The sequence below is a fragment of the Winogradskya humida genome (genome assembly GCF_016862215.1).
In the GTDB taxonomy this organism is placed as follows: Bacteria; Actinomycetota; Actinomycetes; order Mycobacteriales; family Micromonosporaceae; genus Actinoplanes; species Actinoplanes humidus.
In genome coordinates, this window is record NZ_BOMN01000059.1 from 29992 (window position 1) to 54082 (window position 24091).

The following is a 24091-nucleotide window of genomic DNA, read 5'->3' on the forward strand; positions in this document are numbered from 1 at the left end:
TATAGAGGTTTGTCCGTCGGAGGTTGACCCGATTCGGGCGGGCTCACCTGGTTCGGACACCACCGCTCCAGCAAAAGCCGGATCGGTGTTCGGCCTGGACCGGATTCAAATCCGGACCTGAACGCGGACCCGGACCCGGACGCGGACCCGGACCCGGACGCGGACCCGGACCCGGACCCGGACCCGGACGCGGACCCGGACCCGGACGCGGACCCGGACCTGAACGCGGACCCGGACCTGAACGCGGACCCGGACCTGAACGCGGACCCGGACCTGAACGCGGACCCGGACCTGAACCCGGACGCGGACCCGGACCTGAACGCGGACGCGGACCCGGACGCGGACCCGGACCTGAACGCGGACCCGCACCCGCACTCGCACGCGGACCCGGACCCGGACCTGAACGCGGACCCGGACCTGAACGCGGACCCGGACCCGGACCTGAACGCGGACCCGGACCCGGACCCGGACCCGCACCCGCACTCGCACGCGGACCCGGACCCGAACCCGTGCCCGGACCAGGTCGCGGACCTTGGCCATCGAGCCTGGCCCAGCCTGTCGGCGCAGGCAGGGTCGGATCCAGCCGGTTCGGAATGGCGCCCGGGTGGGTCGGCACTTGGATGAACTGGCGCCCTGGCTGGGGTCGGCACTCGGGGGCTGCTCGGCGGGCTGCGGGAGGGATCACCCTGCTGTGGGCGGCGTTCGACGATGGGTTGGCGCCTGGCTAGGTCTGCCGCCGGTTGGCCGATCCCGGCTGGGCCGGCGCCTGGTCGGGGTGGGGCGCGCGGTGGTGGTTAGGCGGGGGATTCGCCGTGGAGGAAGTTGGTGATTGCTGTGGCCAGGGCTTCTGGGTGTTCGAGGACCATGGCGTGGGAGGCGTTTTCCAGCGGGAGGTAGTGCATGCGGGGGTTGGTTTTGGCTGCTTGGGTGGCTTGGTTGAGGAGGTAGGTGCGGTGGGCGGTGTAGAGGTCGGCGAAGGGTTCTTGGGCCGGGAGGTTGCGGGTGGCCAGGATGGTGAGGGTGGGGGCCGGGGTGGTTGCGTAGGCGTCGGTGAGGTCCAGGTCTTTCATGAGGGTTCGGAGGGTGCCGGCGGTTTCGGGGGTGGGGCGGATGGTGGTTTCGTCGGCTTTGGTGACGATGTTGCGGCGGAAGGCTTCGAGCCAGAGTTTTTCGTTGGCGCCGGCTTCGCGGGCGGCGGCTCGTTGGGCTTCGACCAGGGCGGGGAGGTCTGTGGTGGGGAAGGGCTGACCCATGGTGAGCTCCATGGAGTCGAAGAGTGCTTCCAGGCGGGCGAGCTCGGTGGCGGCCTTCTCCGGGTCGAGGCCGGGGAGGTGAGCGGGGCTGGCCGGGGGTGGGTTGCCGTCGAGGTTGATCACGCCGGGGGTTTCGGGGTGGCGCTGGCCCCAGAGGGTGGCGAGTATGCCGCCGAGGGAGTGGCCGACCACGGCGGGGCGGTCGAGCTCCATCTGGACCGTGACTGCGGCGAGGTCGCCCAGGCCGGCCTTCCAGGTCCAGGGGGCGTCGCCGGAGCGGCCGTGGCCGCGCAGGTCGAGGGCGATCACGCGGTGGTGGGGGCGCAGGGCGCGGGCCAGGGTGGTGAGTTGGGCGAGGTTGCCGCCGGCGCCGTGGAGCAGGAGCAGGGGCGGCTGGTCGCCGCCGAAGTCCCGGACGGCGATGGGCAGGTCTCCCGCGTCGACGAGGCGATCGTTGATCACGATGGGTCTTCCTCTGTGTGAACGGGCTCTGGGTGAACGGGCTCTGGGAGAACGGGACGGTGGGTGTGCTGCAGGCGGTGGCGGACGGCGGCGGACGGTACGCCGCCGTCGGGGTGGCGGGGGAGTTTGCCCCGGCGGACGAGATCGTGCACACCCTGGCGGCTGATGCCGAGCATGGCGCCGGCGACCGCGTAGGAGACCGACTCGGCTGAGGGGTGGCCGACGCGCTCGGCGACCACACGGCCGAGCGGTGAATACCACCAGTCGATGGGCGGGTTGAAGGCCCTGTCGCTGGGATAGAGCGTCATGACGAGGCGCATCGCTGCCATTGCGGCGGACTGCTCATCGCCCTGCTGCATCGAGTCGGCCCAGCGGCCGGCTCGCAGGCGGACGAGTGTGCGCAGCGCGTTCACGGCATCGTCGCCGTCGAGGAGGATCTCGAGCGGGTCGAGCAGCCGGATGTCGAGCAGTCTGACGATCTGCTCGACGAGCGCGTCGTCGGTCACCCGTCCATCCTGGCACTACTTGACGGTGGCTGCCAAGTAGTCGTGTGCCGCGCGGTGGGCGTACGTTGGGATGGTGGATGAATTGGCCTCACGCCCGCTTTCGGAGCCGCACCACAGCCGGTTGGCTCTTGATCATCCGCGCCGGGGCGAGGTGCTCGCCGCCCATGATGACGCGCTCGGTGCCGGTCAGGCGGGCTATCTCGACCCTGGTTCGGGACTCTTCGTGTTGACCGCGGCGTTTCTCGCGAAGCGTGGGACCTGCTGTGGCCGGGGATGTCGTCACTGTCCGTATTTTGATGGTGCCTGAGTTGGACTTCCGCCGACGGCCCGTCGGCCAGTACGGTGTGCCCCGAAATGATCGGGAGGATTCCGGTGCGCACGCGTCTCTTCGCCCTCGGTGCCCTGGCGGTGCTGCTTTCCCTGGCGGGTTGCACGGAGAAAAAGGTTGAGGCTGCGACGACGAAGCTGCCGCCGGTGAAAGTCGTCCAGCTGCCCGCGGCCTCGGCCGGTGGCGTCTGCGCTCTCTGGGACTACGCGCTCATCAAGAAGGAGATCGGCGTCGCGTTCACGGCTGCCGCCTCCGATGAGGTGGACGACACCTCCACGTGCGTGGTGCAGATGACCAGCAGCGAATGGCCGTACCTCGTGCTTTCGGTGGTGAAAAGCACCAAGGCCGATGCCGATCTCTTCACCGGGGAGCTGATGCCGGCGAAGGCCACCAAGATGAAGGGCCTGGGCAAGGCGGGCTATCGCCTCGTCACCAAGGCGAGCGGCGCTCACGGACCGGTGGTGGAGATCTCGTGGCTGAGTGAGGCCGGGCAGTTGCAGACGCTGCGCTACACCTTCGCCAAGAGCGCCAAGACCGCCGACGTGAAGGCGCTGCAGGGCAAGCTGCTCAACCTGGCCAAGGCCCTGGACACCGCGAAAGACTAGCCCGCGGCGACGTCGTCACCGCGGGCTGTCGCAGGTCAGTGCGCGTCGACGAAGACGCGGGAAGCCACCTCGCGCGGGAGGCGGATCTTGTCGCCGGAACGGTCGATCGTGACGCCGTCGCGCTCCTGGGCGACCGTCACGGTGGCGCCGGGGTCGATGCCGGCGGCGTGCAGCTGACGCAGCACACCGGCGTTGGTCTGGACGCTCTCGCAGATGCGGCGCACGACCACGCTGCCACTCAGGCCGGGGAACGCCAGGTTGCGCTCACTGCCGCCATTGAGCCCGGCCGTGACGCTCTCCAGCGGTCCGTCGCCGGGCGTGCCCAGAACCTCAAGACCGGGGATCGGATTACCGTACGGTGAGCGCGTCGGACGATTCAGCAGCTCGTAGACCTTCTTCTCCACCGAGTCGCTCATGACGTGCTCCCAGCGGCAGGCCTCCTCGTGGGCCTCCTCGTAGGGCATGCCGATGACGTTGACCAGGAGCAGCTCGGCGAGGCGGTGCTTGCGCATCACGGCGACCGCGGCGACGCGCCCGTCCTCGGTGAGCACCAGGTGCCGGTCGTTCTCCACGGTCAGCAGGCCGTCGCGTTCCATCCGGGCAACCGTCTGGCTGACCGTCGGACCGCTCTGATGCAGCCGCTCGGCGATGCGCGCGCGCAGCGGCGGCACACCCTCTTCCTCAAGCTCGAGGATCGTGCGCAGGTACATCTCGGTGGTATCGACGAGATCATTCACGGTGCGGCCCTCCCGACAGCGATATTACCTCGCAGCCGGGGGTTGACTTCGCGCCGACGAGGTGGGTCACCGAACCCTACCGTGCCTGCGGCTTGTTCACGGGCATGCACCGTGCGAGCGGGCGGTGGTAGTGGCGGCATTTGTGTGTTGTCCCAGCTGGCGGCGGCCGTCGCCGGGTCGCGGCATCGACCGGGCGGAAAGCTGTCGGACCCCCGTGGTTAAGTGGCTGACATGGCGGACGGGACGACAGCAGTGGTGTGGGACGAGGCACTCCTCTCCTATGACATGGGTGATCACCCACTCAACCCCGTGCGGGTGGAGCTGACCATCGCGCTGGCCCGTGAGCTGGGCGTGCTCGATCGGCCGGGGGTGAGCATGGTGACACCGGTGCCGGCCGACGACGCCGCGCTCACCCGCATCCACCGGCCCGATTACCTGGAGGCGGTCCGGCTCGCGCCCCGCGACCCGTTCTTCCGCGGCTGGGGTCTCAACACCCCGGACAACCCCGTCTTCGATCACATGCACGAGGCCTCGGCGTGGATCTGCGGGGCGACCATCGCGGCGGCCGAAGCGGTCTGGTCGGGCGCCGCGACCCGGGCGGTGAACGTGGCAGGTGGCCTTCATCACGCGATGGCTGCCCGCGCTTCGGGATTCTGCGTCTACAACGACCCGGCGGTGGCGATCGCGCGCCTGCTCGACCAGGGTGCCGAGCGCATCGCCTACGTCGACATCGACGTGCACCACGGCGACGGTGTGCAGGCGGCCTTCTACGACGATCCCCGCGTCCTCACGATCAGCCTGCACGAGTCGCCCCTGACGCTGTTCCCCGGCACGGGCTACCCCGACGAGACCGGCGGCCCCGGGGCCGAGGGCACGGCGGTCAACATCGCCCTCCCGCCCGCTACCAGCGATGCCGGCTGGCTCCGCGCTTTCCACGCGATCGTGCCCTCGGTGGTGCGAGCCTTCCAGCCTCAGCTCCTGTTCACCCAGTGCGGCGCGGATAGCCACCGCCTCGACCCCCTCGCCGACCTGCGGCTGTCGGTCGACGGGCAACGCGCGGCCTACATCGCGCTGCGAGAGCTGGCCGACGAGTTGTGCGACGGGAAGTGGGTGGCCACTGGCGGCGGTGGGTACGCGCTGGTCGAGGTGGTGCCCCGGGCCTGGACCCACCTGCTCGCCGTGGCCACCGGTGACCCGCTCGACCCGCTGACGCCGACCCCGCCGACGTGGCGGAAGCTGGCCGCCCAGCGCAGACCGGGGAGCGTGGTGCCGGAGACCCTGACCGACGGGACGCCGCCCCCGGTCGAGCGCTGGCAGCCGGGCACGACCCCGGACCCGGTCGACAAGGCGATTCTGGCTACACGCATGGAGGTTTTCCCGTTGTTCGGGCTCGATCCGCACGACGGTCGAGACTGACAAAAGGGTCTTCGTCCGGCTGGGAGTGGGAGGCGGTGGTTGTGGTGGTGGGTAAGCGGGAAGCCGATGTGCTTCTCTCCGACGGCAGTGCCGTGCATTTGCGGCCTATTACTCCCGGAGATGCGGCGGCCATCGTCGAATTTCACTCCCGGATGAGTGACCGCACGCGTTATCTACGCTATTTCTCCCCTTATCCACGCATTCCGGAGCGGGATCTGGAGCGGTTTGTCAACGTCGACCATCGCGATCGGGAGGCGTTCGTGATTGTTTCCGGGCGCCAGATCATGGCGGTCGGGCGTTATGAGCGGTTGGGCCCTGATTCGCCCGAGGCCGAGGTCGCTTTTGTGGTGGAGGACGCGCATCAGGGGCGGGGGATCGGGTCCGTTCTGCTCGAGCATCTCGCCGATGCGGCCCAGGAGAACGGGATTCTGCGGTTCGTGGCCGAGGTGCTCCCGCAGAACAGCGGGATGCTGCGGGTCTTCAGCGACTTCGGCTACCAGGTGCAGCGCAAGTACGCCGACGGGGTGGTGCACCTCAGCTTCCCGATCGCGCCCACCGAGAAGTCGCGGGAGGTGCAGGACAGCCGCGAGCAGCGCACCGAGGCGCGCTCGATCGCCAGGCTGCTGCATCCGCGGGGGGTCGCCGTCTACGGCGCGAGCGCGAGCGGGCAGGGGATCGGGGCCGCGATGCTGGCCCACCTGCGTGACGGCGGGTTCACCGGTGAGGTCGTTCCGGTGCATCGCAGTGCTGAGCGGGTGGCGGGGCTGCCCGCGTTCCGGTCGGCTGTCGACGCGGGCGTTGCGGTTGATGTGGCGCTCATCGCCGTACCCCCCGATGGGGTTGCGGATGCTGTTGCCGACGCGGCCCTGGCCGGAGCGGGTGGTCTTGTTGTTGTCTCCGCCGGGTTCGCCGAGGCGGGGGTGGAGGGTGCGCTCGCCCAGCGGGCGCTGATCGACGCGGCGCGGTCGGCGGGGCTCCGGGTGGTCGGCCCCAACTGCCTGGGGGTGGCCAACACCGATCCTTCGGTACGCCTGAACGCCACGCTGGCACCGCGCTTGCCGGCCGCCGGGCGCGTCGGGTTCTTCAGCCAGTCCGGGGCGCTGGGTGTGGCGTTGCTGGCCGAGGCGGAGAGCCGTGGTCTGGGGCTGTCGAGCTTCGTCTCCGCCGGTAACAGGGCCGACGTCTCCGGCAACGACCTCCTGCAGTACTGGCAGGACGATCCGGGCACCGACGCCGTCCTGCTCTACCTGGAGACGTTCGGCAACCCGCGGAAGTTCGCCCGGCTCGCCCGCCGGATGAGCCGCGTCAAGCCCGTTGTCGCCGTTGCGTCGGCCACCCGGCCGCCGGGGCTCGCCGGTGACCTGCCCGGTCCCGACACCAACGCGGTCACCGCCCTGTTCGCGCGGTCCGGGGTCATTCGCGTCGACACGGTCGCGGAGCTGTTCGACGTCGGCATTCTGCTCGCGCATCAACCGTTGCCGGCCGGGCGGCGGGTCGGGGTGGTCGGCAATTCGTCGGCTCTGTCGGGGCTGGCCGTCGCCGCGTGCCGGGCCAACGGGCTGGTCGTCGGCGAGGGATACCCGCATGACGTCAGCCCCGAGGCGAGCGCCCACGACTTCGCCGACGCGCTGGCCGACGCCGCGGTCGACGAGCGGGTGGACGCCCTCGTGGTGGTCTTCGCACCCCCGCTACCAGGGCAGTTGCCCGACGAGGACGCTGACTTCGTCGCCGCCCTCAGCAGCGTCGCGCTCGCGGGGGAGAAGCCGACCGTCGCCATGTTCCTGCTCGGGCAGTTGCCGTCCAAGGTGCCGTCGTACCCGTCGGTCGAGGAGGCTGTGCGGGCTCTGGGGCGCGTCGCCACGTACGCCGAATGGTTGCGCCGGCCGCCCGGGGTCATGCCCGCGCTGTCCGGCGTGGACCAGGACGCTGCCGAGATCCTGGGGCCGCCGGCCGAGCTGCTCTCCGCGTACGGAATCCGGGTTGAGCCCTCGACCTCGGCCAACGACGTGGCGGAAGCGATCGCAGCGGCCGCCGCCCTCGGCTATCCGGTCGCGTTAAAAGCGGCCGGGGGTGCGCTGCGGCACCGCATCGACCTCGGTGCGGTGCGGCTCGCACTGGCCGACGAGGACGACGTCCGGGTCGCCTACCGTGAGCTGGCCGCCGCGTTCGGGCCGCACGTGCTGGTGCAGTCGATGGTCGCGCCGGGAGTCGCCTGCACGATCGACCTCGTGGAGGACCCGGCGTTCGGGCCGGTGGTCGGGTTCGGGCTCGGCGGGGTGGCCAGCGAACTGCTCGGCGACCGGGCCTGGCGCGCGGCCCCGCTCACCGACCGGGCCGCGGCGGCTCTGGTCGACGAGCCCCGGGCGGCGCCGCTGCTGCATGGATATCGAGGGTCTCAGCCGGTGGATCGGGAGGCGTTGATCGACCTGCTGCTGCGGGTCGGGCGGCTCGCCGATGAGCATCCGCGGGTGCGGGCGTTGTCGCTCAACCCGGTGCTGGCCCGGCCCGACGGCTACGCGATCCTGCACGCCTCGATAGAGGTCGGTGAGCCCGGCACCCGCCTCGACACCGGCCCCCGGAGATTGCGCAGCGCGTAACCGCGTCGGCCCGAGAAGATTGCGCGGCGCGTGGCCGCGCCGGCCCGAGGAGATTGCGCAGCGCGTGACCGCGCCGGCCCGAGAAGTTTGCGCCGCGCGTGACCGCGATGGTCGGGAGGGGTTGCGCCGAGGCCGCATGCCGCGACCGGTGCTGCTCCGAAAGGGCCAGTGCGGCGGGTCATATAGGCGTTCATTGCAGCAGCGGGCATGCAAAAGACCGGTCGCGAACCGCGACCGGTCTTCTGGGATCTGGGGCGTCAGCTGGCGTAGGCCTCGAGGCGGGAGGCGCGCTGGGGGTCGCGGAGCTTGGACATCGTGACCTTTTCGATCTGGCGGATGCGTTCGCGGCTGAGGCCGAATTCGCGGCCGACCTCGTCGAGGGTGCGCTGGCGGCCGTCGTCGAGGCCGAAGCGGAGGCGGATGACCGCGGATTCGCGCTCGGAGAGGGTGGCGAGGACGATTTCGACCTCGTTGCGGAGCTCGCCTCGGCTGACCGTGGCGCCGGGCTCGGCGTTGGGGTCGACGGCGGCTACGAAGTCGCCGAGGGCGCTTTCGCCGTCTTCGCCGACGGCCTGGTCGAGGCTGACGGGCTCGCGGTCGTAGGAGATGAGCTCGATGATCTGGAACTCGGGGACGCCCATGGCCTTGGCGATCTCGGCGACGTTGGGCTCGCGGCCCAGCGAGGTGGCGAGGTCGCGGCGGGCCCGGACCATGCGGTTGACCTGCTCGACCATGTGGACCGGGATGCGGATGGTGCGGGCCTGGTCGGCCATGGCGCGGGTGATGGCCTGGCGGATCCACCAGGTGGCGTACGTGGAGAACTTGTAGCCCTTGGTGTAGTCGAACTTCTCGACGGCGCGGATGAGGCCGAGGTTGCCTTCCTGGATGAGGTCCAGGAACGCCATGCCGCGTCCCGTGTAGCGCTTCGCGATGCTGACCACGAGCCGGAGGTTGGCCTCGAGCAGGTGGTTCTTGGCGGCGCGCCCCTCGGCCATGATGATGGTGAACAGGGGGGCGAGGTCGTCGCCCGCCGTGGGGAGCTTCTCCTCGGCGTAGAGGCCGGCCTCGATGCGCTTGGAGAGCTCCACCTCCTCGACCGCGGTGAGCAGCCGGGTTCGTCCGATGCCGTTCAGGTATGCCCGCACCAGGTCCGCGGAGACGCCGCGCTCGTCGGTGGCGTCGAGGTCGACCTGCTGCGGCTCGACACCGTCGGCAATGCTGGTCTCAACAGCGACTGCCGCCGTGGACTCCGAAGCCTTCATCTCCAGGACCGCCATTTCAGTCCCCTCCCCGCGTTGACCGATGACGTGCGTTCCCAGCCGCTTTCCGCGTCCGGTGATCAAAAGTTTGGACCTGAGGGCGTTAAGCGGAGGTGAGGCAAGCCTCCACGTGGCATGAATCAGGGAGAACCCTGAGGTCGCCGACCCGACAAAGCGTCCGGATCAGCTGGACATTTCCGGAATCTCGGCAATTACGATTACCTTGCTCGTCCCCGATAATCTGCGAAGAGAACAAGGAGGTCCGGTGGTTTTCAAGCGTTTGATGCAGGCAATGGGCGTGGGCGGCCCGTCGGTCGAGACGGTGCTGACAAACCCCAACTGCCGTCCCGGCGGATTCCTGGAGGGCCAGGTCCACGTCATCGGTGGTGAGCACGCCGTCGACGTCGAATACGTCTCGGTGGGGCTGCTGACCCGGGTCGAGGTGGAGAGCGGCGACAGTGAGTACAACACCGATCAGGAATTCCACCGCCAGCGTCTGACGGGTTCCTTCAAGCTCGACGCGGGGGCGCGCTACGACGTTCCGTTCCGCTTCGAGGTGCCTTGGGAAACACCCATCACCGAGGTGTACGGGCAGCATCTGCACGGTATGACGATGGGTCTGCGTACGGAGCTCGAAGTCGCCCGGGCGGTCGACAAGGGTGACCTGGACGCCGTGGCGGTGCACCCGCTGCCGGCCCAGGAACGGATCCTCGACGCGTTCCTGCGGCTGGGGTTCCGGTTCAGCCGGGCCGACGTCGAGCGCGGCCGGGTCTACGGCGTGGAGCAGCAGCTGCCGTTCTACCAGGAGATCGAGTTCCACCCGCCGTCGCAGTACGCGGGCGGCATCAACCAGCTCGAGGTGACGTTCATCCCCACGCCGTACCAGCTGCAGGTGGTGCTGGAGATAGACAAGCGCGGCGGGGTCTTCACCGAGGGGCACGACGCCTTCGGCCGCTTCGACGTCGACTATCAGAGCGTCGATCAGGTCGACTGGACCTCGCAGCTGAACAACTGGCTGCAGCAGTCGGCCCAGCGCCGCGGCTTCTTCTAAAAGGCCCTAGAGGTCGAGGATGACGGTTTGCGGGCCCACGTTGATGCTCGACACGAGCATGTGGGCCTGGAACCGCCCTGTCTCGACGTGCGCACCGCGTGCCCGCAGCGCGTCGACAAACGCGGTGACCAGCGGCTCGGCCACCGGCGCCGCTGCTGCTGCGGACCATGACGGGCGGCGGCCCTTGCGAGCATCGCCGTAGAGAGTGAATTGGCTGACCACCAGCAGCGGCGCACCGGTCTCCGAGGCGGAGCGGGACCCGTCGAGAATGCGCATCTCGTGCACCTTGCGGGCCAGCTCGACGGCGACCGCGGCGGTGTCGGTGTGCGTGATGCCGACCAGCACCAGCAGGCCGTCCGTGATCTTGCCGATCACCTCGTCGTCGACCGTGACGGATGCTTCGCTGACGGTCTGGATGACGGCCCTCATCCGCGCACCAGAGAAACCGCTCTGTCGACGACCTCGAGCTCGTCGGGCGTCAGCGTGACGGTCTGACCTCGGCGCTGGGCGGCCACGTCGGCGACCAGCCGGCGCGGGTCGCCGGGCGCGATCGCCAGGAATTCGTCGAGGGTCGCGCGGGCCAGGGCGCTCATCGGGTGGTCCCAGAGCGAGACTTCCGCGAGGATCAGCGCGGTCATCGCGGTGTCGAGATCAGGGTCGTCCGCGCGGACATTGCACCAGTCGATCACCACCGGCCCACGTGCGGTCATCAGCACGTTCTCCGGATGCAGGTCGAGGTGCACGATGCTGGTGCCGGCCGGGGCATCCGGCCACGGCGGCAACTCGTGCAGGCGCCGGTGCAGGTCGGCGAGGATGCTGGCGCACTCGGCGGGAGGCAGGCCCGAGGTGGCCATCGTAGGACCGTCGAGGCGTTCCAGGACCATGTCGATGCCCGAGGCGCTGTGGACCTCGGGCACCGGATAGTCCAGAGCGCCGACATAACGCATCGCCTCGGCCTCGGCAGTCACGTCGGCGTCGCGCCGGTAGCGGCGGAGCACCCTGGTGCCGTCGATCTCGAAGACGTCGGCCTCACGGCCGGAGGCGAGCAGGCGGCCGGTCACCCGGCGAAGCTATCAGTCGACCGCGCTGCTCGTCGCGTCGCTCGTGGCGCCGTCGGTCGGGGAATCCATGGAACCCGTGGTGGCGTCGCCGGTCGTGGTCGGGGCGATGCCCTGGCCGTGGCGGGCCTTGGGCCGGAAGCTGTTGGGGCCGGCGTTGCCCCCGGTCGTCGTCATGATGCCGTGCTCGGGGCGCGGGCCGCCGTTCACGAGCTCCTCCGGGTCGGTGCCCGCCGCGTACGTGCTCGACAGGCCCGGGTCGGGGTCGCCCTTCTCGGGGCGGTAGGTCGTGGGCTCGTCGAGGACACCCTCGCCGTACGCGCCGTGGCCGATTTCGTTGATGTCGCTCATGGCAGGATTGGTTGCCCCTCGCTGGGCACGGCAAACCCCTCCAGCTCGGCGGCGGCGCTCGGGCGCGCGTACAGATATCCCTGTCCGGTGTCGCAGCCGAGCGCCCGCAGCTCCTTGGCCTGGGCAGGGGTTTCGATGCCCTCGGCGATCGTGGTGAGGTGCAGCGCCTGGCTCAGCCGCAGCACCGCCTCGGTCACCGCCGCGCCCTCCGCCGTGCCGTTCAGCTCGTTCACGAAGCTGCGGTCGATCTTCAGGATGTCCACGGGCATCCGGGTCAGATAGTGCAAGGACGAATAACCAGTGCCAAAATCATCAATCGCAATCCGGATTCCGTACGACCGGAGCTCCCGCAACGCCGGAATGCCCGCGGCCTCGTCCACGATCACGGACTCGGTCACCTCCAGCACCAGCCGCGACGGGGCCAGCCCGGTACGCCGGAGGACCGCCAGCACGTCGTGCACGATCGCCGGCTCCTGCAGCTGACGTGGCGACATGTTGACGCTCACGTACCGGACGTCCCAATCGCACGCCTGCCGGCACGCCTGCTCGAGCACCCACAACCCGATCGCGGCGATGGACCCGTTGCGCTCGGCCAGCGGGATGAACCGGTCGGGCGGCACCAGGCCGTGCCGGGGGTGCTGCCAGCGCAGCAGCGTCTCCGCCCCGACCGGCGTGCCGTCGTCGAGGTCCACGATCGGCTGATAGACGGCGAAGAGCTCACCGCGTTCCAGGGCGACGGAGATGTCGTCACCCAGCGCGGCGTCCGCGGCCCGGCGGTCGATCATCGACGGGTCGTGCACCGCCGCGTTGTGAGAACCGGTGCGCTTGGCGTGGTACATCGCCACGTCGGCGCGGCGCTGCAGCTCCTTGGCGGTGTCCCCGGGGCGGGCGATCGTCACGCCGATGCTCGCGCGGATCGGGAGGGTGTCCTCGCCGACGCGTACGGGGGTGGCCGCGGCCGAGGCCAGGATGCGCTGGGCGACGACCATGGCGTGGGGCTCGTCGGGTACGTCGGACAGCAGCACCACGAACTCGTCACCGCCGATCCGGGCGACCACGTCGTCGGTGCGTACGGCGTCGCGCAGCAACCTGCTGAACTCCGTGAGCACGAGATCGCCGGAGTCGTGCCCGTACACATCGTTGATGGGTTTGAAGCCGTTGAGATCGATGAGCAGCAGGCCGATCCGGTCGTCGTGGCCCAGCGCCGCACCCAGCCTGGCCTCCAGCGCCGTCCGGTTGGCCAGCCCGGTGAGCGGGTCGTGCAGGGCGAGGCGCTGCAGCTCGTCCTCCCGCTCGCGCAGTTGCCGCTCGACCTCCTGCCGCTGCCGGATGTCGCTGCGCAGCGCCGAGGTGGCCTCCTCGACCCGGGTCATGGCGCGGTTCCTGCCGGTGACCAGGACGGCCACCAGGGCCGCCATGAGCAGGGTGACGACGGACCCGACCGCGAACGCGATGCTGTCCATCCGCCGGTCCGACGTGCTGAGAAGCCGCTCGGTGGGGTGGATCGTGAGCCGCCACTCGCGCTGCCCGACGAACAGGGTGCGCCGCCGGGCCAGGTCGGACCGGGCATCCGCCTCGCCGACCCGCACGATCGGGATGTCCTGCCCGGCCACCCGCTCGGCGAGGTCCGCGCTGACCGCGTTCTGCGCCTGGGCGGCGATGCTGAGCCGTACGAAGTCGTTCAGGTGCACACCCATGACGACCCAGCCGCGCAGCTGGCCCTTCAGGCCGTTGCCACCCTTGGCATAGATCGGCATCGTGATCAGGAAGGACATCTGCTGCTGTGCCTTGGGCAGACCACGATCCCTGATCAGCACGTACGCCTGACTGATCGCGACCTCCCCACTGCGCCGGGCGGTGGTCATCGCGTCCACGGCCGCCGCGGAGAGCGTCATGTCGAGACCCGGATGGGTGGGCATGCCGTCGAAGGAATGGCTGAAGATGATGAAGTTGTGCTCGTCGACGGCCGTCTGCGGCTTCAGGACCAGCCCCTCGGCACCCCGCGCCCGCCAGTAGCTCTGCGCCGCGGGCACCTCGTCCACCGTGGCGGGCACGACGAGGCCGACATAGCTGGCGCCGGGGAGCCGGACGGGGCTCAACCCAGCGGTGATCGTACTGAAATCTTCCTGGTTGAAGTCGTTCTGGGCGTTGATCCCACCGGCGACGTCCTCGATCGCATCGCTGTACGTCTGCACCTCGTCGAGAACCGATCGGCACACCAGGGTGGTGTAGTTGTCCATGGCCTGCGTCGCGTTGTGCTCCTCGGCCCGGTGCACGAGAACCGTCGCCAGCGCCGTGCCCGAACCCCCGGCCATCAGCACGAGCAGCACGACGGCCAGACCGAACCATCGCCGCCGCCGTACCGATGCACCCGTCACAGAATTGACGATCGGTATCCCGGCCACCGACCTGACGTTTTCAGCGCGCCCGGACCATGCCTTCCACCCGCCGGCCCGACGTTTTCAGCGCGCCCGGACCATGTCGTCCAGCATCGCGACCAGCGGGCCGATGTCACCGTGCAGCGCAGCCGCCGACGCCGCGTCGTTCTCCGCCGCGTCGAGCTCACTCCACGCGACCCGCCATCCCGCCTCCCTGGCCAACTGCCCGAGAAAAGCACGCTGCGCCCGGCCGTTGCCGTCCCGGAACGGATGGATGGCGTTGATCTCGCCGTAGTAGTGCGCCAGGCGCGCCACGAACGCCTCCCGGCCCAGCCCCCTCAAACGGCCATCAGCGGCGAGAGCACCGAAGACACCTGCGGCGTACGACTCGATGAAACGCCAGTGGCAGAACAGGTCCTGTGGGGTCCGCGCGATGTCCACCGTGCGCAGCTGCCCGGCCCACGGATAGATCGCCCCGAAGATCTGCCGGTGGAACTCCCGCAGGTGATCGAGGTCGTAGCCGCCGGGAAGAGGCTGCACCGACAGGCGCAGCAGCGCGGCGAGGCTCAGGTCAGCTTCAGCCCGGCTGAGCGCCACCGCGGACGTTATGCCAAGTTTGTTCGCCTCGGTCACCCGACGCGGTGATAGGCCAGCAGCATCGCTTCCATCTGCCCCGCGGTGATCCGCCCCTGCGAGAACAGCCCGGCCAGCTCGGTAGCCACCGAGGACGGCTCCAGCCCTTCGGCCCGCAACGACCCGACCGAGTCGTCGACAGCCCGGTCGCGCTCGCTGCGCAGCTCCTCGTACACCCGAACCGGCATGAGCACACCGACCGCCTTGCGGTGGGCCCCGAGGAACACGGACTCCGCCGAGCCGCGACTGAACCCGGCCAGGAGGTCGGGCAGCTGCTTACGAGCCTCTGCGACACCGAGAACACTCATGAGCCAATGGTACAAGAAGATGTACACCTTTGCCTGCGCGAACGGGCGTGATCAAACGCGTTCAGCGCGGCATCCTCCACCATCTGAACCGCCAGGCTGACGTCGGATTTCTTCTCCTCGTACGAGACCCGGGTGTGGTTGCAGTAGCAAGATGGCTGGTGTGACGTTTTCATTGCCTATCGCTGCTGAGGCCAACGCGCTGCTGGATCGGGATCCGCTGGCGCTGCTGGTCGGGATGGTGCTTGACCAGCAGATTCCGCTGGAGAAGGCGTTCAGTTCGCCGTACGTGCTGGCGCAGCGCCTCGGCCATGCACCCACCGCGGAAGAGCTCGCCGCCTATGACCCCGAAGCGCTGATCGCGATCTTCGCGGAGCCCCCAGCCCTGCACCGTTTTCCCAAGGCGATGGCGGGCCGTGTCCAGGAAGTCTGCCGCGTGCTGGTCGGCACCTACGACGGTGAGGCCGCCAATCTCTGGCAGGACGCCACGGACGGCAAAGAGCTGGTCAAGCGGATCGCAGCACTCCCGGGCTTCGGCAAGCAGAAGTCGCAGATCTTCGCGGCGCTCCTTGGCAAGCAGTACGGCGTGCAGCCCTCCGGCTGGCGCGAAGCGGCCGGGGCATATGGCGAGGAAGGCTCCCACCGCTCGGTTGCGGACATCGTCGACGCCGAGTCGCTGGGGAAGGTGCGGGCTTTCAAGAAGGAGATGAAGGCAGCAGCACGCTGAGGACCTCGTCGGCAGGGAGGGGCTTGGCGAACAGGTAGCCCTGGCCGATGACGCAGCCGAGTTCTCGCAGCTCAGCGGCCTGGGCGGTGGTTTCGATGCCCTCGGCGACGGTGGTGAGGTGCAGGGCCTGGCTCAGGCGCAGGATGGCGTCCGCGATGCCGGCGCCCTCGGGGGTGCCGTTGAGTTCGGCGACGAAGCTGCGGTCGATCTTCAGGATGTCGATCGGGAGCCGGGTCAGGTAGTGCAGGGAGGAGTAGCCGGTGCCGAAGTCGTCGACGGCGATGCGGATGCCGTGGGAGCGGAAGGCGGCGAGCATGTCGATGGCGGTCCGATCGTCGACCAGGGCGGATTCGGTGATCTCCAGGACGAGATTGGCCGGGTCCATGCCCGTACGCGTCAGCACCGCCAGCACCTCCTGCACCAGCGACGGCTCGCTCAGTTGCCGGGGGGAGAGGTTGACGCTCACGTAGAGGCCGGCGTCCCAGGCGACCAGCTGGCGGCAGGCGGTCTCGAGCACCGCCATGCCGATGGCGCCGATCACGCCGGTGCGCTCGGCGATCGGGATGAACCGGGTGGGCGAGACCGTGCCGAGGTAGGGGTGTTCCCAGCGGACCAGTGCCTCGACGCCGAGCGGGCGGCCGTCGGCCAGGTCCACGAGCGGCTGGTAGAGCACGGTCAGCTCGTCGTTCGCGACCGCGTCGGCCAGTTCCTCGCCGAGCTGGGCGTCGGCGCGGCGCTGGTCGATCATCGAGGGGTCGTGCAGGCTGACGCCGTGCGTGCCGAGGTGTTTGGCCTGGCGCATCGCGATGTCGGCGCGGCGCATCAGCTCCTTGGGCCTGTCCGCGTCCCGGGTGGTCGTGACACCGACGCTCGCGCGTACCTGGATGAGGTCGTCACCGACCCGGACCGGCGTGGCGGCCGCCGCTGCCAGGATGCGCCGGCCGGTCGCGCAGGCCTCCTCGGCCTCGGACACGCCGGTGAGCAGGACCACGAATTCGTCCCCGCCGATCCGGGCGGCCACGTCCGACTCCCGGACCGCCCCGCGCAGGATCTCGGCGAAGCCGGTCAGCACGACGTCGCCGACCGCGTGCCCGTACGCGTCGTTGACCAGCTTGAACCCGTCCAGGTCGATGAGCAGCAGGGCCAGGTCCGGCCGGGTTCCGACGAGCTCGTCGAGCCGCGCGTCGAGCCCGGCCCGGCTGGCCAGCCCGGTGAGCGGGTCGTGCAACGCCATCTGCCGCAGCTCCTGCTCGCGCTGCCGCAGCCTCGTCTCGACCTCCTGGCGCCGCGCGATGTCGCTGCGCAGCGCCGCGGTGGCCGCGTCGACCTTGCTCATGGCCCGGTTACGCGCGTTCGCCAGCAGGCCGACCAGGGCCGTGGCGAGCAGGGTGATCAGCATCGCGACCACGAAGGTGGTGCTGACGATCCCGCGGTCGGTCTCCTGGAGCAGCCGCTCGGTGGGGTGCACCCGCAGCTTCCAGGTGTGCAGCCCGGCACCGATGTAGGTGAGCCGGTCGAGAGCGGGCGGCGCTGCGACGTCGCGCCCGGCCACCTCCGCGACCATCAGCTCGGCGCCGCCGGTCGGGTCGACGAGCTCGGCGGCGACCGAGTCGTGTGCCTGCGCCCGCAGCGTCGATTCCAGCAGGTCACGCCCGTGCACGCCCATGGTGAGCCAGCCTCGGAACGTGCCGCCGAGGAAGTAGACGGGCACGGCGAGCGTGAACGAGAGCTGTTGCTCGGCGGCGGGCAGGGTGCGGTCGGCGGCGAGCACGTACGCCCGGCTGACCGCGAGCCCGCCGATGGTCCGTGCGTCGTGCAGTGCCTGGCCGGCCTGCGGTACGGCGCTCATGTCCCAGCCGGTCTCCACCTGCTGGCCGTCGAACGACCGGGCGAACACCATGAACGCGTGCTCCGTGTCGCTGCCGGAGGGCTTGAGGCGCAGATCGGTGGCGCCCTTGTCGCGCCAGTAGTCCTCCAGCGCGGCGACTCCGGAGTCCGGCGCGGTGACCACGAAGCTGAGTGACGTCGCGCCGGGGAGCCGCCGGGTGCTCACCCGCGTGGTGATCCAGCCGAAGTCGTCGGCGTTGAGGTCGCTCTGGGCGCCGAGCGCGGTGGCCACGTCGGCGAGCGTGTCGCCGTACCGCTGGATCTCGGTCGAGATGGCCCTGCTCAGATCGCTGGTGTAGCGGTCCATGAGCTGCGCGGCGTAGCGCTGCTCGGCCCGCTCGGCGTTGCGGGTGACCACGCCGGTGGTGACGAGCCCGGCGAACAACACGACGATGACCAGGGCGAGACCCGCCCACCGTCGCCGCTTCGAGACCCGCACGCCTCCATGATCGGTCGGGCAGCGCGCGAATGAACCGGTTTACGCTCCATCCGGACCGCTGCGTCGATAGTGGCCGACCTGGTGACCACGGTGCAAGGATGAGGAACGTGAAGAAGCAGCCGGAGCGGCCAGTCCTGATCACCGACGCCGCCCGCAGCCAAGGTGACCAGCTCCGCACCCGGCAGATCCGTTACGTCACGATGATGGGCATCCGTTCGCTCTGCCTGATCCTGGGCGCGGTCCTGATCAGCATCCAGCCCCCACTGCTCCCGGTCTGGTTGATCCTCTGCGCGCTCGGCATGGTCCTCCTGCCCTGGATGGCCGTCCTGATCGCGAACGACCGCCCGCCCAAGAGCCGCGAGAACCCCGCCGCCCCGCAGCCTCAGCACACCACCCAGCCCATGCTGGAGAAGCACAGCGAGGAAGAAGAGATCCAGCACCGCACGATCGACGTCGAGCCTTAGCCCTAGGGTCTCGCGCCGACCTTCTGCACGGCCGCCGCGCCCAGTGCGGCGCCGGCCAGGAGGGCGGCTTCCGGCTCAGAACCCCTCAGCCAGGCGTTGAGCAGGCCAGCTGCGAAGGCGTCACCAGCACCGGTCGGATCTTTGGCATGTACGCGCTGGGCGCCGGACAACCGCAGCTCCCCGTCCTGCGTTCGCCACACGGCGCCGTCGGGCCCAAGCTTGATCACGACGTTCCGGGCGAAGGCGGTGAGCACTCTTGCCTGCTCCGCCGCTGATCCCTCCCCGGCCAGCGCCGCCGCCTCATCGGCGTTGCACAGGAGCAGGTCGGTTCCGCGTACGAGCTCGAGGAAATCCCCCGCCGACCGCAGCGGAGCCGCCGAGGCCGCGTCGACGCTGGTCGTGAGCCCGCGCTCCCGGGCCGCATCCAGCGCGGCCAGCCCACCCGGCCGCGACCCGGCATGCAGCAGCGGATAGCCCGACAGATGCAGGTGAACCGCGTCCGGGGCGACCTTGACCGCGTCCCGCACATCCGTGGGGTCCAGCAGCAGCGAAGCGCCCCGATCGGTGATCATCGTGCGTTCCGAGGCGTCGGCGAGCACCACGACACTGCCGGTCGCCGTGCCCGCGTGATGCCGGACCGCGCACCGCACCCCGGCCGCGACCAGCTCGGCGACCCGCTCCCGCCCGGCCGGGTCGTCCCCGGCGGCGGCGATGAGCGTGGGGGCAGCGCCGGCGTGGGCCAGCCAGGCAGCGGTGTTCGCCGCCTGGCCGCCCCCGCCGATGCTGATCCGCGCGTCCGTGTCGGAGCCCGCGGTGATCTCCCCGCGCTGCTCCACCAGGATGTCGGTGACCAGATCGCCGACTACGAGGACGTTCATCCCGGCAGGCTGAACCCGAGCGACGCGTGCGCGGGCGTCGCGGCGACCGCGATCTGGGCCGCGAGGGCCGCGTTACGCAGGATGATGCGTACGTTGACCTCGAGGCTCTTGCCCTCGGTGCTGCTGTGGAAGTGCGCGAGCAGGAACGGCGTGACGGCCTTGCCGGTGATCCCGTCGCGGGCCAGCAGCTCCAGCCCCTCGGCCAGCGTCGCGTCGTGCAGCGCCGGGTCGAGCTGCTCGTCGACCGGCAGCGGGTTGCCCAGCACCAGCGCGCCCGCGCCGACGCCGTGATCCGCCCGGGCCGCCATCACGCCGGCGATCTGCGCGGGGGAGTCGAGCTGCCAGTCGACCTCGTGGCCGCCGTCGGTGATGAAGAAGCCCGGGAAGCGCCTGGTGCCGTACCCGGCCACCGCCACGCCCAGCGTCTCCATGCGTTCCAGCGTCGCGCCCACGTCGAGGATCGACTTGACCCCGGCACAGACCACGACGATGGGCGTACGCGACAGCGTGGTGAGGTCGGCCGATTCGTCGAAGGTGTGGCTGGCCTCACGGTGCACCCCGCCGAGCCCGCCGGTGGCGAAGACACCGATCCCGGCCGCGGCAGCGACGGCACTCGTGGCGGCAACCGTGGTCGCGCCGTCCGCCCCGGTAGCGGCACCGAGGGCGAGGTCACGCACGGAGAGTTTCGCCACTCCGTCCGCGCCCGCCAGGTGCTCGATCTGGGCGTCCTCGAGGCCCACGATCAGCTCGCCGCCGATCATGCCGATCGTGGCGGGCACCGCGCCGTTGTCGCGCACGGTCTGCTCGATCTCGCGTGCGACACGCAGGTTGTCCGGCCGGGGCAGGCCGTGCGAGACGATAGTGCTCTCCAGCGCCACCACCGGAAGTCCGTCGCGGCGTGCCCGGGTCACGTGCTCGCCGTAACGGATGCTGAAGCGGCCCAACTGCCGCGTGGAATCGGTCACGATGGCAACGGTACGGCCCCGCCGAGCGCCCTTGTCGTTGGACCGACCAGGCGTGAGGTGTCAGACTTGCTGGTTGAAGCTTATGCCGCGCAGGCCGGGGGGCACGCGGTGCGATTCTTGCTGAAGACTGACGACGAGAGGCAGATGCCGTGAGCACGCAGATCCTCGAGCGCCCGGAGACGAAGGACGCCGACACCGGGCCGGAGATGTTCCACTATGTGCGCAAGGAAAAGATCGCGGAGAGTGCGGTCATGGGCACCTACGTGGTGGCGCTGTGCGGGGACAAATTCCCGGTGACCAAAACACCGAAGCCCGGCTCCCCGGTGTGTCCGGCCTGCAAAGAAATCTACGAGGCGATGCAGCACTGATGGGGCAACACTGACCAGGAGTAACGTTCTGTGACGGGAAGTTACAGTCTGCTCGTCGCAGACCTGATCGGGGTGGCGGTCTTCGCGGCCTCCGGCGCCAGCGCCGCGGTCGCGAAACGCCTCGACCTGTTCGGAGTGGCGTTCGTCGGTTTCGTGGCGGCGCTGGGCGGCGGCATCCTGCGCGATCTCGTGATCGGCGCGGTGCCGCCGCTCGCCTTCGCCGACTGGCGTTACGCGATCACCGCCGTGCTCGCGTCGGTCGCCGTGTTCTGGCTGCACCCGCAGCTCAACCGGCTCCGGCGCACGGTGCTGCTGCTCGACGCGGCCGGCCTCGGCCTGTTCACGGTCACCGGCACCCTCAAGGCCATCGCCGCCGGCGTCCCACCCGTCGGCGCCTGCTTGGTGGGAATGCTCACTGCGATCGGCGGTGGACTGGCCCGGGATCTGCTCACCGGCGAGATCCCGGCGGTGCTGCAGCGTGACATCTACGCGATAGTCGCCCTCGGCGGTGCCATCGCGGTTACCGTCCTGAGCTGGCTCAACGTCGCCGACATGGTCACTCTCGCGGCGGCTGCGGCCGGCATGACATCGGTACGCCTGATCGCGCTCTACCGCCGTTGGTCGGCTCCCGTGGCCGTGCCGTAGCCCCGGGTAGCGGCCCGATTTGGTTATGCTGGGGGTCGCCTCCGCGCCTTTCCCGCGGAGGTTTTCTGTTGAAGGGCCGCCTCCGCGTTTTCGCGGGGGTTTCTGTTGAAGGGGCCGCCTCCGCGTTTTTGCGGGGGTCTCAGTTGAAGGGCCGCCCCCGCGCTTCTTGCGGGGGTCTCTGTTGAAGGGGATCGTCGCAGCTTGAGTCCGTCGTTGCCGAACCTGGAAACCTTCCCACCGCTGCGTGACTGGCAGCGCAAGGCCCTGGTCAAGTACCTGCGCCGACGCTCGCCCGACTTCATGGCGGTCGCGACACCCGGCGCGGGCAAGACCACCTTCGCCCTGCGCATCGCCGCGGAGTTGCTCAACGACGGCACCGTCGAGGCGGTCACGGTGGTCTGCCCGACCGAGCACCTCAAAACGCAGTGGGCGTCCGCGGCGGCCCGCGTCGGCATCCAGCTCGACGCGTCGTTCCGCAACGCCGACGTCCACAGCTCCCGCGACTTCCACGGCGCGGTGATCACCTACGCGCAGGTCGGCATGGCCCCCGCAGTCCACCGCCGCCGCACGATGACCCGCCCGACCATGGTCATCCTCGACGAGATCCACCACGCGGGCGACTCCCGCAGCTGGGGCGACGGCGTCAAGAACGCGTTCGACGAGGCCGAGCGGCGCCTGATGCTGACCGGCACCCCGTTCCGCTCCGACGACAACCCGATCCCGTTCGTCGAGTACGAGCGCGGCCAGGACGGCCTGCAGCGCTCCCGCTCCGACTCGATCTACGGCTACAGCGACGCCCTCAGCGACGGCGTTGTGCGCCCGGTCATCTTCCTGGCCTACTCCGGCGAGACCCGCTGGCGCACCAGCGCGGGTGACGAGCTCGCCGCCCGCCTCGGCGAGCCGATGACCAAGGACCTGATCGCCCAGGCGTGGCGCACCGCCCTCGACCACCGCGGCGACTGGATGCCCCAGGTCCTGCGTGCGGCCGATGCGCGTCTCTCCCGGATCAGATCCCACGGCATGACCGACGCCGGCGGCCTGATCATCGCCAGCGACCAGCAGACCGCCCGGGCGTACGCGAAGCTGATCGGGGAGATCTCCGGCGAGCAAGCTGTTGTGGTCCTCTCCGACGACAACGGATCCTCGTCCCGAATCGCCGAATTCGCACTATCCGAACAACGCTGGATGGTCGCGGTCCGCATGGTGTCGGAAGGCGTCGACATCCCCCGCCTCGCCGTCGGCGTCTACGCCACCAGCGCCTCCACCCCGCTCTACTTCGCGCAGGCCATCGGCCGCTTCGTGCGAGCCCGCCGCACCGGCGAAACCGCCACGGTCTTCGTCCCCAGCGTCCCCCACCTCCTCGGCCTCGCCAGCGAGATGGAAGCCCAGCGCGACCACATCCTCGGCGCACCGAAGGAGAAGGACGGCCTCGACGACGACCTCCTCGAGCGGGCCCAGCGAGCCGAGGACGCCGAGGGCGAGCTGGATAAACGCTTCGAGGCGCTCTCCGCGACCGCCGAGCTCGACCAGGTCATCTATGACGGCACCTCCTTCGGCACCGGAGCCCGCACGGGCACCCCCGAGGAGGAGGAATATCTCGGTCTTCCCGGCCTGCTGAGCCCCGACCAGGTCACCACGCTGCTCTCCAAGCGCCAGTCCGACCAGATCGCCGCCCAGAAACGGGCCGCCGCCCTAACCCCGGACCCGGTCCCCGCCCAGCGCGAGCCGGTCGCCCCGATGAGCGCCGGCGAGCGCCGTGCCGCCCTCCGCCGCCAGCTCAACACCCTGGTCGCGGCCCACCACCACCGTACCAACCTCCCGCACGGCAAGATCCACGCCGAGCTGCGCCGCCTGTGCGGAGGCCCGCCCTCGGCCCAGGCCACCATCGAACAGCTCGAAGAACGCATCGCCACCGTCCAGACCCTGTGACCCCTGAGGTGCTCGTCCAGGCTGAGCGCCGCAAGAATCACCGCAGCGGAAGCTGGGTCTGGATCCCGGGGTGGTCGCGAGGCCGGCGTTGGCCGGGAGGGCGCCACGCCCCTACTGTGTCCCGATGACTCTCGCCGACACGGCCCAGCCACCCCACGAACCGGTCTCTGCCCCGCCCGCACGGCGTCGCGGCCGACGACTGGCCATCGGCATCTCGATCGCTTTGCTGGTGGTGGCCGGCGGCACGGTCGCGGGCACGTACTACTACGACAGCGTGCCCCTGATCGAGAGCAACGCCGCGGCACCGGTGACCTCGGTGCCGCCTCTGGTGGAGAAGCCCTTCGTCGCCGCCATCGACCCCGACTTCTACGCCGCAAGCGACTCGCTGATCACCCGGCGGTACGTGGTCCTCGGGTTCGGTGCCGAGAAGGAGTCCGGCCTGCGTACCCGGATCATGGCCCACAAGGCCGAGACCAGCTACACCAAGACGGAAATCCTGGACGGCTACCTCAGCAGGGCCGACTACGGCCGCGGCGCGGTGGGCCTGGACGCCGCCGCGCAGACATACTTCGCCAAGCCGCTCGCGCAACTGAGCGTCGCCGAGGCGGCGTTGCTCGCGGTGCAGCTCCACCCGGACCGGCCCGAGCCGAAGGCCGGCTGGAACCAGATCCTGGACACCATGGTCGAGCTCGGCTGGCTGACCCCGGCCGATCGCACCGGGCTCGCCTTCCCCGGCTGACGTCCGCCGCGGGCGGGTTGCCGGCGCCGCGGGCGGGTTGCCGGGCGGCGCGAGGCGGTTGCCAGCGCCACGGGCTAGCTGACGGGCACCCGGGCCGGGGTGGCCGGGCCG

25 protein-coding genes are annotated in these 24091 nt (G+C 70.0%); 11 read left to right on the forward strand and 14 right to left on the reverse strand.

Annotated features, from left to right (window positions below):
- Positions 1 to 105: 105 nt before the first annotated feature.
- The 3 genes from Ahu01nite_RS23545 to Ahu01nite_RS23555 all read right to left on the reverse strand — a co-directional run bounded on the left by Ahu01nite_RS23545 (position 106) and on the right by Ahu01nite_RS23555 (position 2221).
- Positions 106 to 540 carry a hypothetical protein gene (locus Ahu01nite_RS23545; protein WP_203838769.1) on the reverse strand — a complete coding sequence of 145 codons (435 nt, stop codon included), beginning with the start codon at positions 538 to 540 and terminating at the stop codon, positions 106 to 108.
- A gap of 254 nt (positions 541 to 794) precedes the next feature.
- Positions 795 to 1715 carry an alpha/beta fold hydrolase gene (locus tag Ahu01nite_RS23550; RefSeq protein WP_203838770.1) on the reverse strand — a complete coding sequence of 307 codons (921 nt, stop codon included), beginning with the start codon at positions 1713 to 1715 and terminating at the stop codon, positions 795 to 797.
- Complete coding sequence (locus tag Ahu01nite_RS23555) at positions 1712 to 2221, reverse strand: hypothetical protein (RefSeq protein ID WP_203838771.1); 510 nt, start codon at positions 2219 to 2221, stop codon at positions 1712 to 1714. Before Ahu01nite_RS23555 ends, Ahu01nite_RS23550 begins: the two co-directional genes overlap by 4 nt.
- A 70-nt stretch (positions 2222 to 2291) precedes the next feature.
- Here Ahu01nite_RS23555 and Ahu01nite_RS23560 point away from each other — a divergent pair, with 70 nt between their 5' ends.
- Positions 2292 to 2528: a C1orf53 family protein gene (locus Ahu01nite_RS23560; protein ID WP_203838772.1), complete on the forward strand. Its 237-nt coding sequence runs from the start codon at positions 2292 to 2294 to the stop codon at positions 2526 to 2528.
- A 65-nt stretch (positions 2529 to 2593) separates the two neighbouring features.
- Positions 2594 to 3154, forward strand: a complete 561-nt coding sequence (locus Ahu01nite_RS23565) for a hypothetical protein (protein ID WP_239159072.1) — start codon at positions 2594 to 2596, stop codon at positions 3152 to 3154.
- A 35-nt stretch (positions 3155 to 3189) separates the two neighbouring features.
- On the opposite strand, the gene Ahu01nite_RS23570 is transcribed toward Ahu01nite_RS23565, so the two are convergent.
- A complete protein-coding gene (locus Ahu01nite_RS23570) occupies positions 3190 to 3891 on the reverse strand; it encodes an iron-dependent transcriptional repressor DtxR (RefSeq protein ID WP_203838774.1) in 702 nt (233 codons plus the stop codon).
- A gap of 231 nt (positions 3892 to 4122) precedes the next feature.
- Between Ahu01nite_RS23570 and Ahu01nite_RS23575 the strand changes: the two genes are divergently transcribed.
- Complete coding sequence (locus tag Ahu01nite_RS23575; protein ID WP_203838775.1) at positions 4123 to 5307, forward strand: acetoin utilization protein AcuC; 1185 nt, start codon at positions 4123 to 4125, stop codon at positions 5305 to 5307.
- 35 nt (positions 5308 to 5342) lie between these two features.
- A complete protein-coding gene (locus Ahu01nite_RS23580) occupies positions 5343 to 7904 on the forward strand; it encodes a bifunctional acetate--CoA ligase family protein/GNAT family N-acetyltransferase (RefSeq protein ID WP_239159073.1) in 2562 nt (853 codons plus the stop codon).
- A 257-nt stretch (positions 7905 to 8161) separates the two neighbouring features.
- On the opposite strand, the gene sigB is transcribed toward Ahu01nite_RS23580, so the two are convergent.
- Entirely contained in the window at positions 8162 to 9181 is a 1020-nt protein-coding gene (gene sigB, locus Ahu01nite_RS23585; protein ID WP_239159074.1) for an RNA polymerase sigma factor SigB, read from the reverse strand.
- Positions 9182 to 9428: 247 nt separating this feature from the next.
- Here sigB and Ahu01nite_RS23590 point away from each other — a divergent pair, with 247 nt between their 5' ends.
- A complete protein-coding gene (locus Ahu01nite_RS23590; RefSeq protein ID WP_203838776.1) occupies positions 9429 to 10214 on the forward strand; it encodes a sporulation protein in 786 nt (261 codons plus the stop codon).
- Positions 10215 to 10220: 6 nt separating this feature from the next.
- Here Ahu01nite_RS23590 and dtd read toward each other — a convergent pair whose 3' ends face one another.
- The 6 genes from dtd to Ahu01nite_RS23620 all read right to left on the reverse strand — a co-directional run bounded on the left by dtd (position 10221) and on the right by Ahu01nite_RS23620 (position 14942).
- Positions 10221 to 10643, reverse strand: a complete 423-nt coding sequence (gene dtd / locus Ahu01nite_RS23595; protein WP_203838777.1) for a D-aminoacyl-tRNA deacylase — start codon at positions 10641 to 10643, stop codon at positions 10221 to 10223.
- A complete protein-coding gene (locus Ahu01nite_RS23600; RefSeq protein WP_203838778.1) occupies positions 10640 to 11275 on the reverse strand; it encodes a phosphotransferase in 636 nt (211 codons plus the stop codon). Before Ahu01nite_RS23600 ends, dtd begins: the two co-directional genes overlap by 4 nt.
- Positions 11276 to 11287: 12 nt before the next feature.
- Positions 11288 to 11623: a hypothetical protein gene (locus Ahu01nite_RS23605; RefSeq protein WP_203838779.1), complete on the reverse strand. Its 336-nt coding sequence runs from the start codon at positions 11621 to 11623 to the stop codon at positions 11288 to 11290.
- Entirely contained in the window at positions 11620 to 14001 is a 2382-nt protein-coding gene (locus Ahu01nite_RS23610) for a putative bifunctional diguanylate cyclase/phosphodiesterase (RefSeq protein WP_239159075.1), read from the reverse strand. The genes Ahu01nite_RS23605 and Ahu01nite_RS23610 overlap by 4 nt, the downstream gene beginning before the upstream one ends.
- Before the next feature lie 84 nt (positions 14002 to 14085).
- Positions 14086 to 14634 (reverse strand): Fic/DOC family protein, encoded by a 549-nt coding sequence (locus Ahu01nite_RS23615; RefSeq protein ID WP_203838780.1) that lies wholly within the window; start codon positions 14632 to 14634, stop codon positions 14086 to 14088.
- Complete coding sequence (locus Ahu01nite_RS23620; RefSeq protein ID WP_203838781.1) at positions 14631 to 14942, reverse strand: antitoxin VbhA family protein; 312 nt, start codon at positions 14940 to 14942, stop codon at positions 14631 to 14633. Before Ahu01nite_RS23620 ends, Ahu01nite_RS23615 begins: the two co-directional genes overlap by 4 nt.
- 151 nt (positions 14943 to 15093) lie before the next feature.
- On the opposite strand from Ahu01nite_RS23620, the gene Ahu01nite_RS23625 reads away from it, so the two are divergent.
- Positions 15094 to 15666: an HhH-GPD-type base excision DNA repair protein gene (locus Ahu01nite_RS23625; protein WP_203838782.1), complete on the forward strand. Its 573-nt coding sequence runs from the start codon at positions 15094 to 15096 to the stop codon at positions 15664 to 15666.
- Here the strand turns inward: Ahu01nite_RS23625 and Ahu01nite_RS23630 are convergent.
- Complete coding sequence (locus tag Ahu01nite_RS23630) at positions 15635 to 17992, reverse strand: putative bifunctional diguanylate cyclase/phosphodiesterase (protein WP_203838783.1); 2358 nt, start codon at positions 17990 to 17992, stop codon at positions 15635 to 15637. The genes Ahu01nite_RS23625 and Ahu01nite_RS23630 overlap by 32 nt on opposite strands.
- A gap of 107 nt (positions 17993 to 18099) precedes the next feature.
- On the opposite strand from Ahu01nite_RS23630, the gene Ahu01nite_RS23635 reads away from it, so the two are divergent.
- On the forward strand, positions 18100 to 18456 hold the full coding sequence (locus tag Ahu01nite_RS23635) for a DUF3099 domain-containing protein (RefSeq protein ID WP_203838821.1): 357 nt from the start codon (positions 18100 to 18102) through the stop codon (positions 18454 to 18456).
- A gap of 2 nt (positions 18457 to 18458) precedes the next feature.
- Here the strand turns inward: Ahu01nite_RS23635 and Ahu01nite_RS23640 are convergent, their stop codons facing one another.
- Together Ahu01nite_RS23640 and Ahu01nite_RS23645 are read right to left on the reverse strand one after the other, a co-directional pair.
- Positions 18459 to 19334, reverse strand: coding sequence for a carbohydrate kinase family protein (locus tag Ahu01nite_RS23640; protein ID WP_203838784.1), 876 nt, complete (start codon positions 19332 to 19334; stop codon positions 18459 to 18461).
- Positions 19331 to 20278, reverse strand: a complete 948-nt coding sequence (locus Ahu01nite_RS23645) for a pseudouridine-5'-phosphate glycosidase (RefSeq protein WP_203838820.1) — start codon at positions 20276 to 20278, stop codon at positions 19331 to 19333. Before Ahu01nite_RS23645 ends, Ahu01nite_RS23640 begins: the two co-directional genes overlap by 4 nt.
- Positions 20279 to 20448: 170 nt before the next feature.
- Here Ahu01nite_RS23645 and Ahu01nite_RS23650 point away from each other — a divergent pair, with 170 nt between their 5' ends.
- The 4 genes from Ahu01nite_RS23650 to Ahu01nite_RS23665 all read left to right on the forward strand — a co-directional run bounded on the left by Ahu01nite_RS23650 (position 20449) and on the right by Ahu01nite_RS23665 (position 23980).
- A complete protein-coding gene (locus tag Ahu01nite_RS23650) occupies positions 20449 to 20667 on the forward strand; it encodes a DUF3039 domain-containing protein (protein WP_203838785.1) in 219 nt (72 codons plus the stop codon).
- Between the two features lie 30 nt (positions 20668 to 20697).
- Positions 20698 to 21312: a trimeric intracellular cation channel family protein gene (locus Ahu01nite_RS23655; RefSeq protein WP_203838786.1), complete on the forward strand. Its 615-nt coding sequence runs from the start codon at positions 20698 to 20700 to the stop codon at positions 21310 to 21312.
- A 201-nt stretch (positions 21313 to 21513) separates the two neighbouring features.
- Positions 21514 to 23241 carry a DEAD/DEAH box helicase gene (locus tag Ahu01nite_RS23660; protein WP_203838787.1) on the forward strand — a complete coding sequence of 576 codons (1728 nt, stop codon included), beginning with the start codon at positions 21514 to 21516 and terminating at the stop codon, positions 23239 to 23241.
- 124 nt (positions 23242 to 23365) lie between these two features.
- Positions 23366 to 23980, forward strand: a complete 615-nt coding sequence (locus tag Ahu01nite_RS23665; protein WP_203838788.1) for a transglycosylase domain-containing protein — start codon at positions 23366 to 23368, stop codon at positions 23978 to 23980.
- Positions 23981 to 24091: the final 111 nt, after the last annotated feature.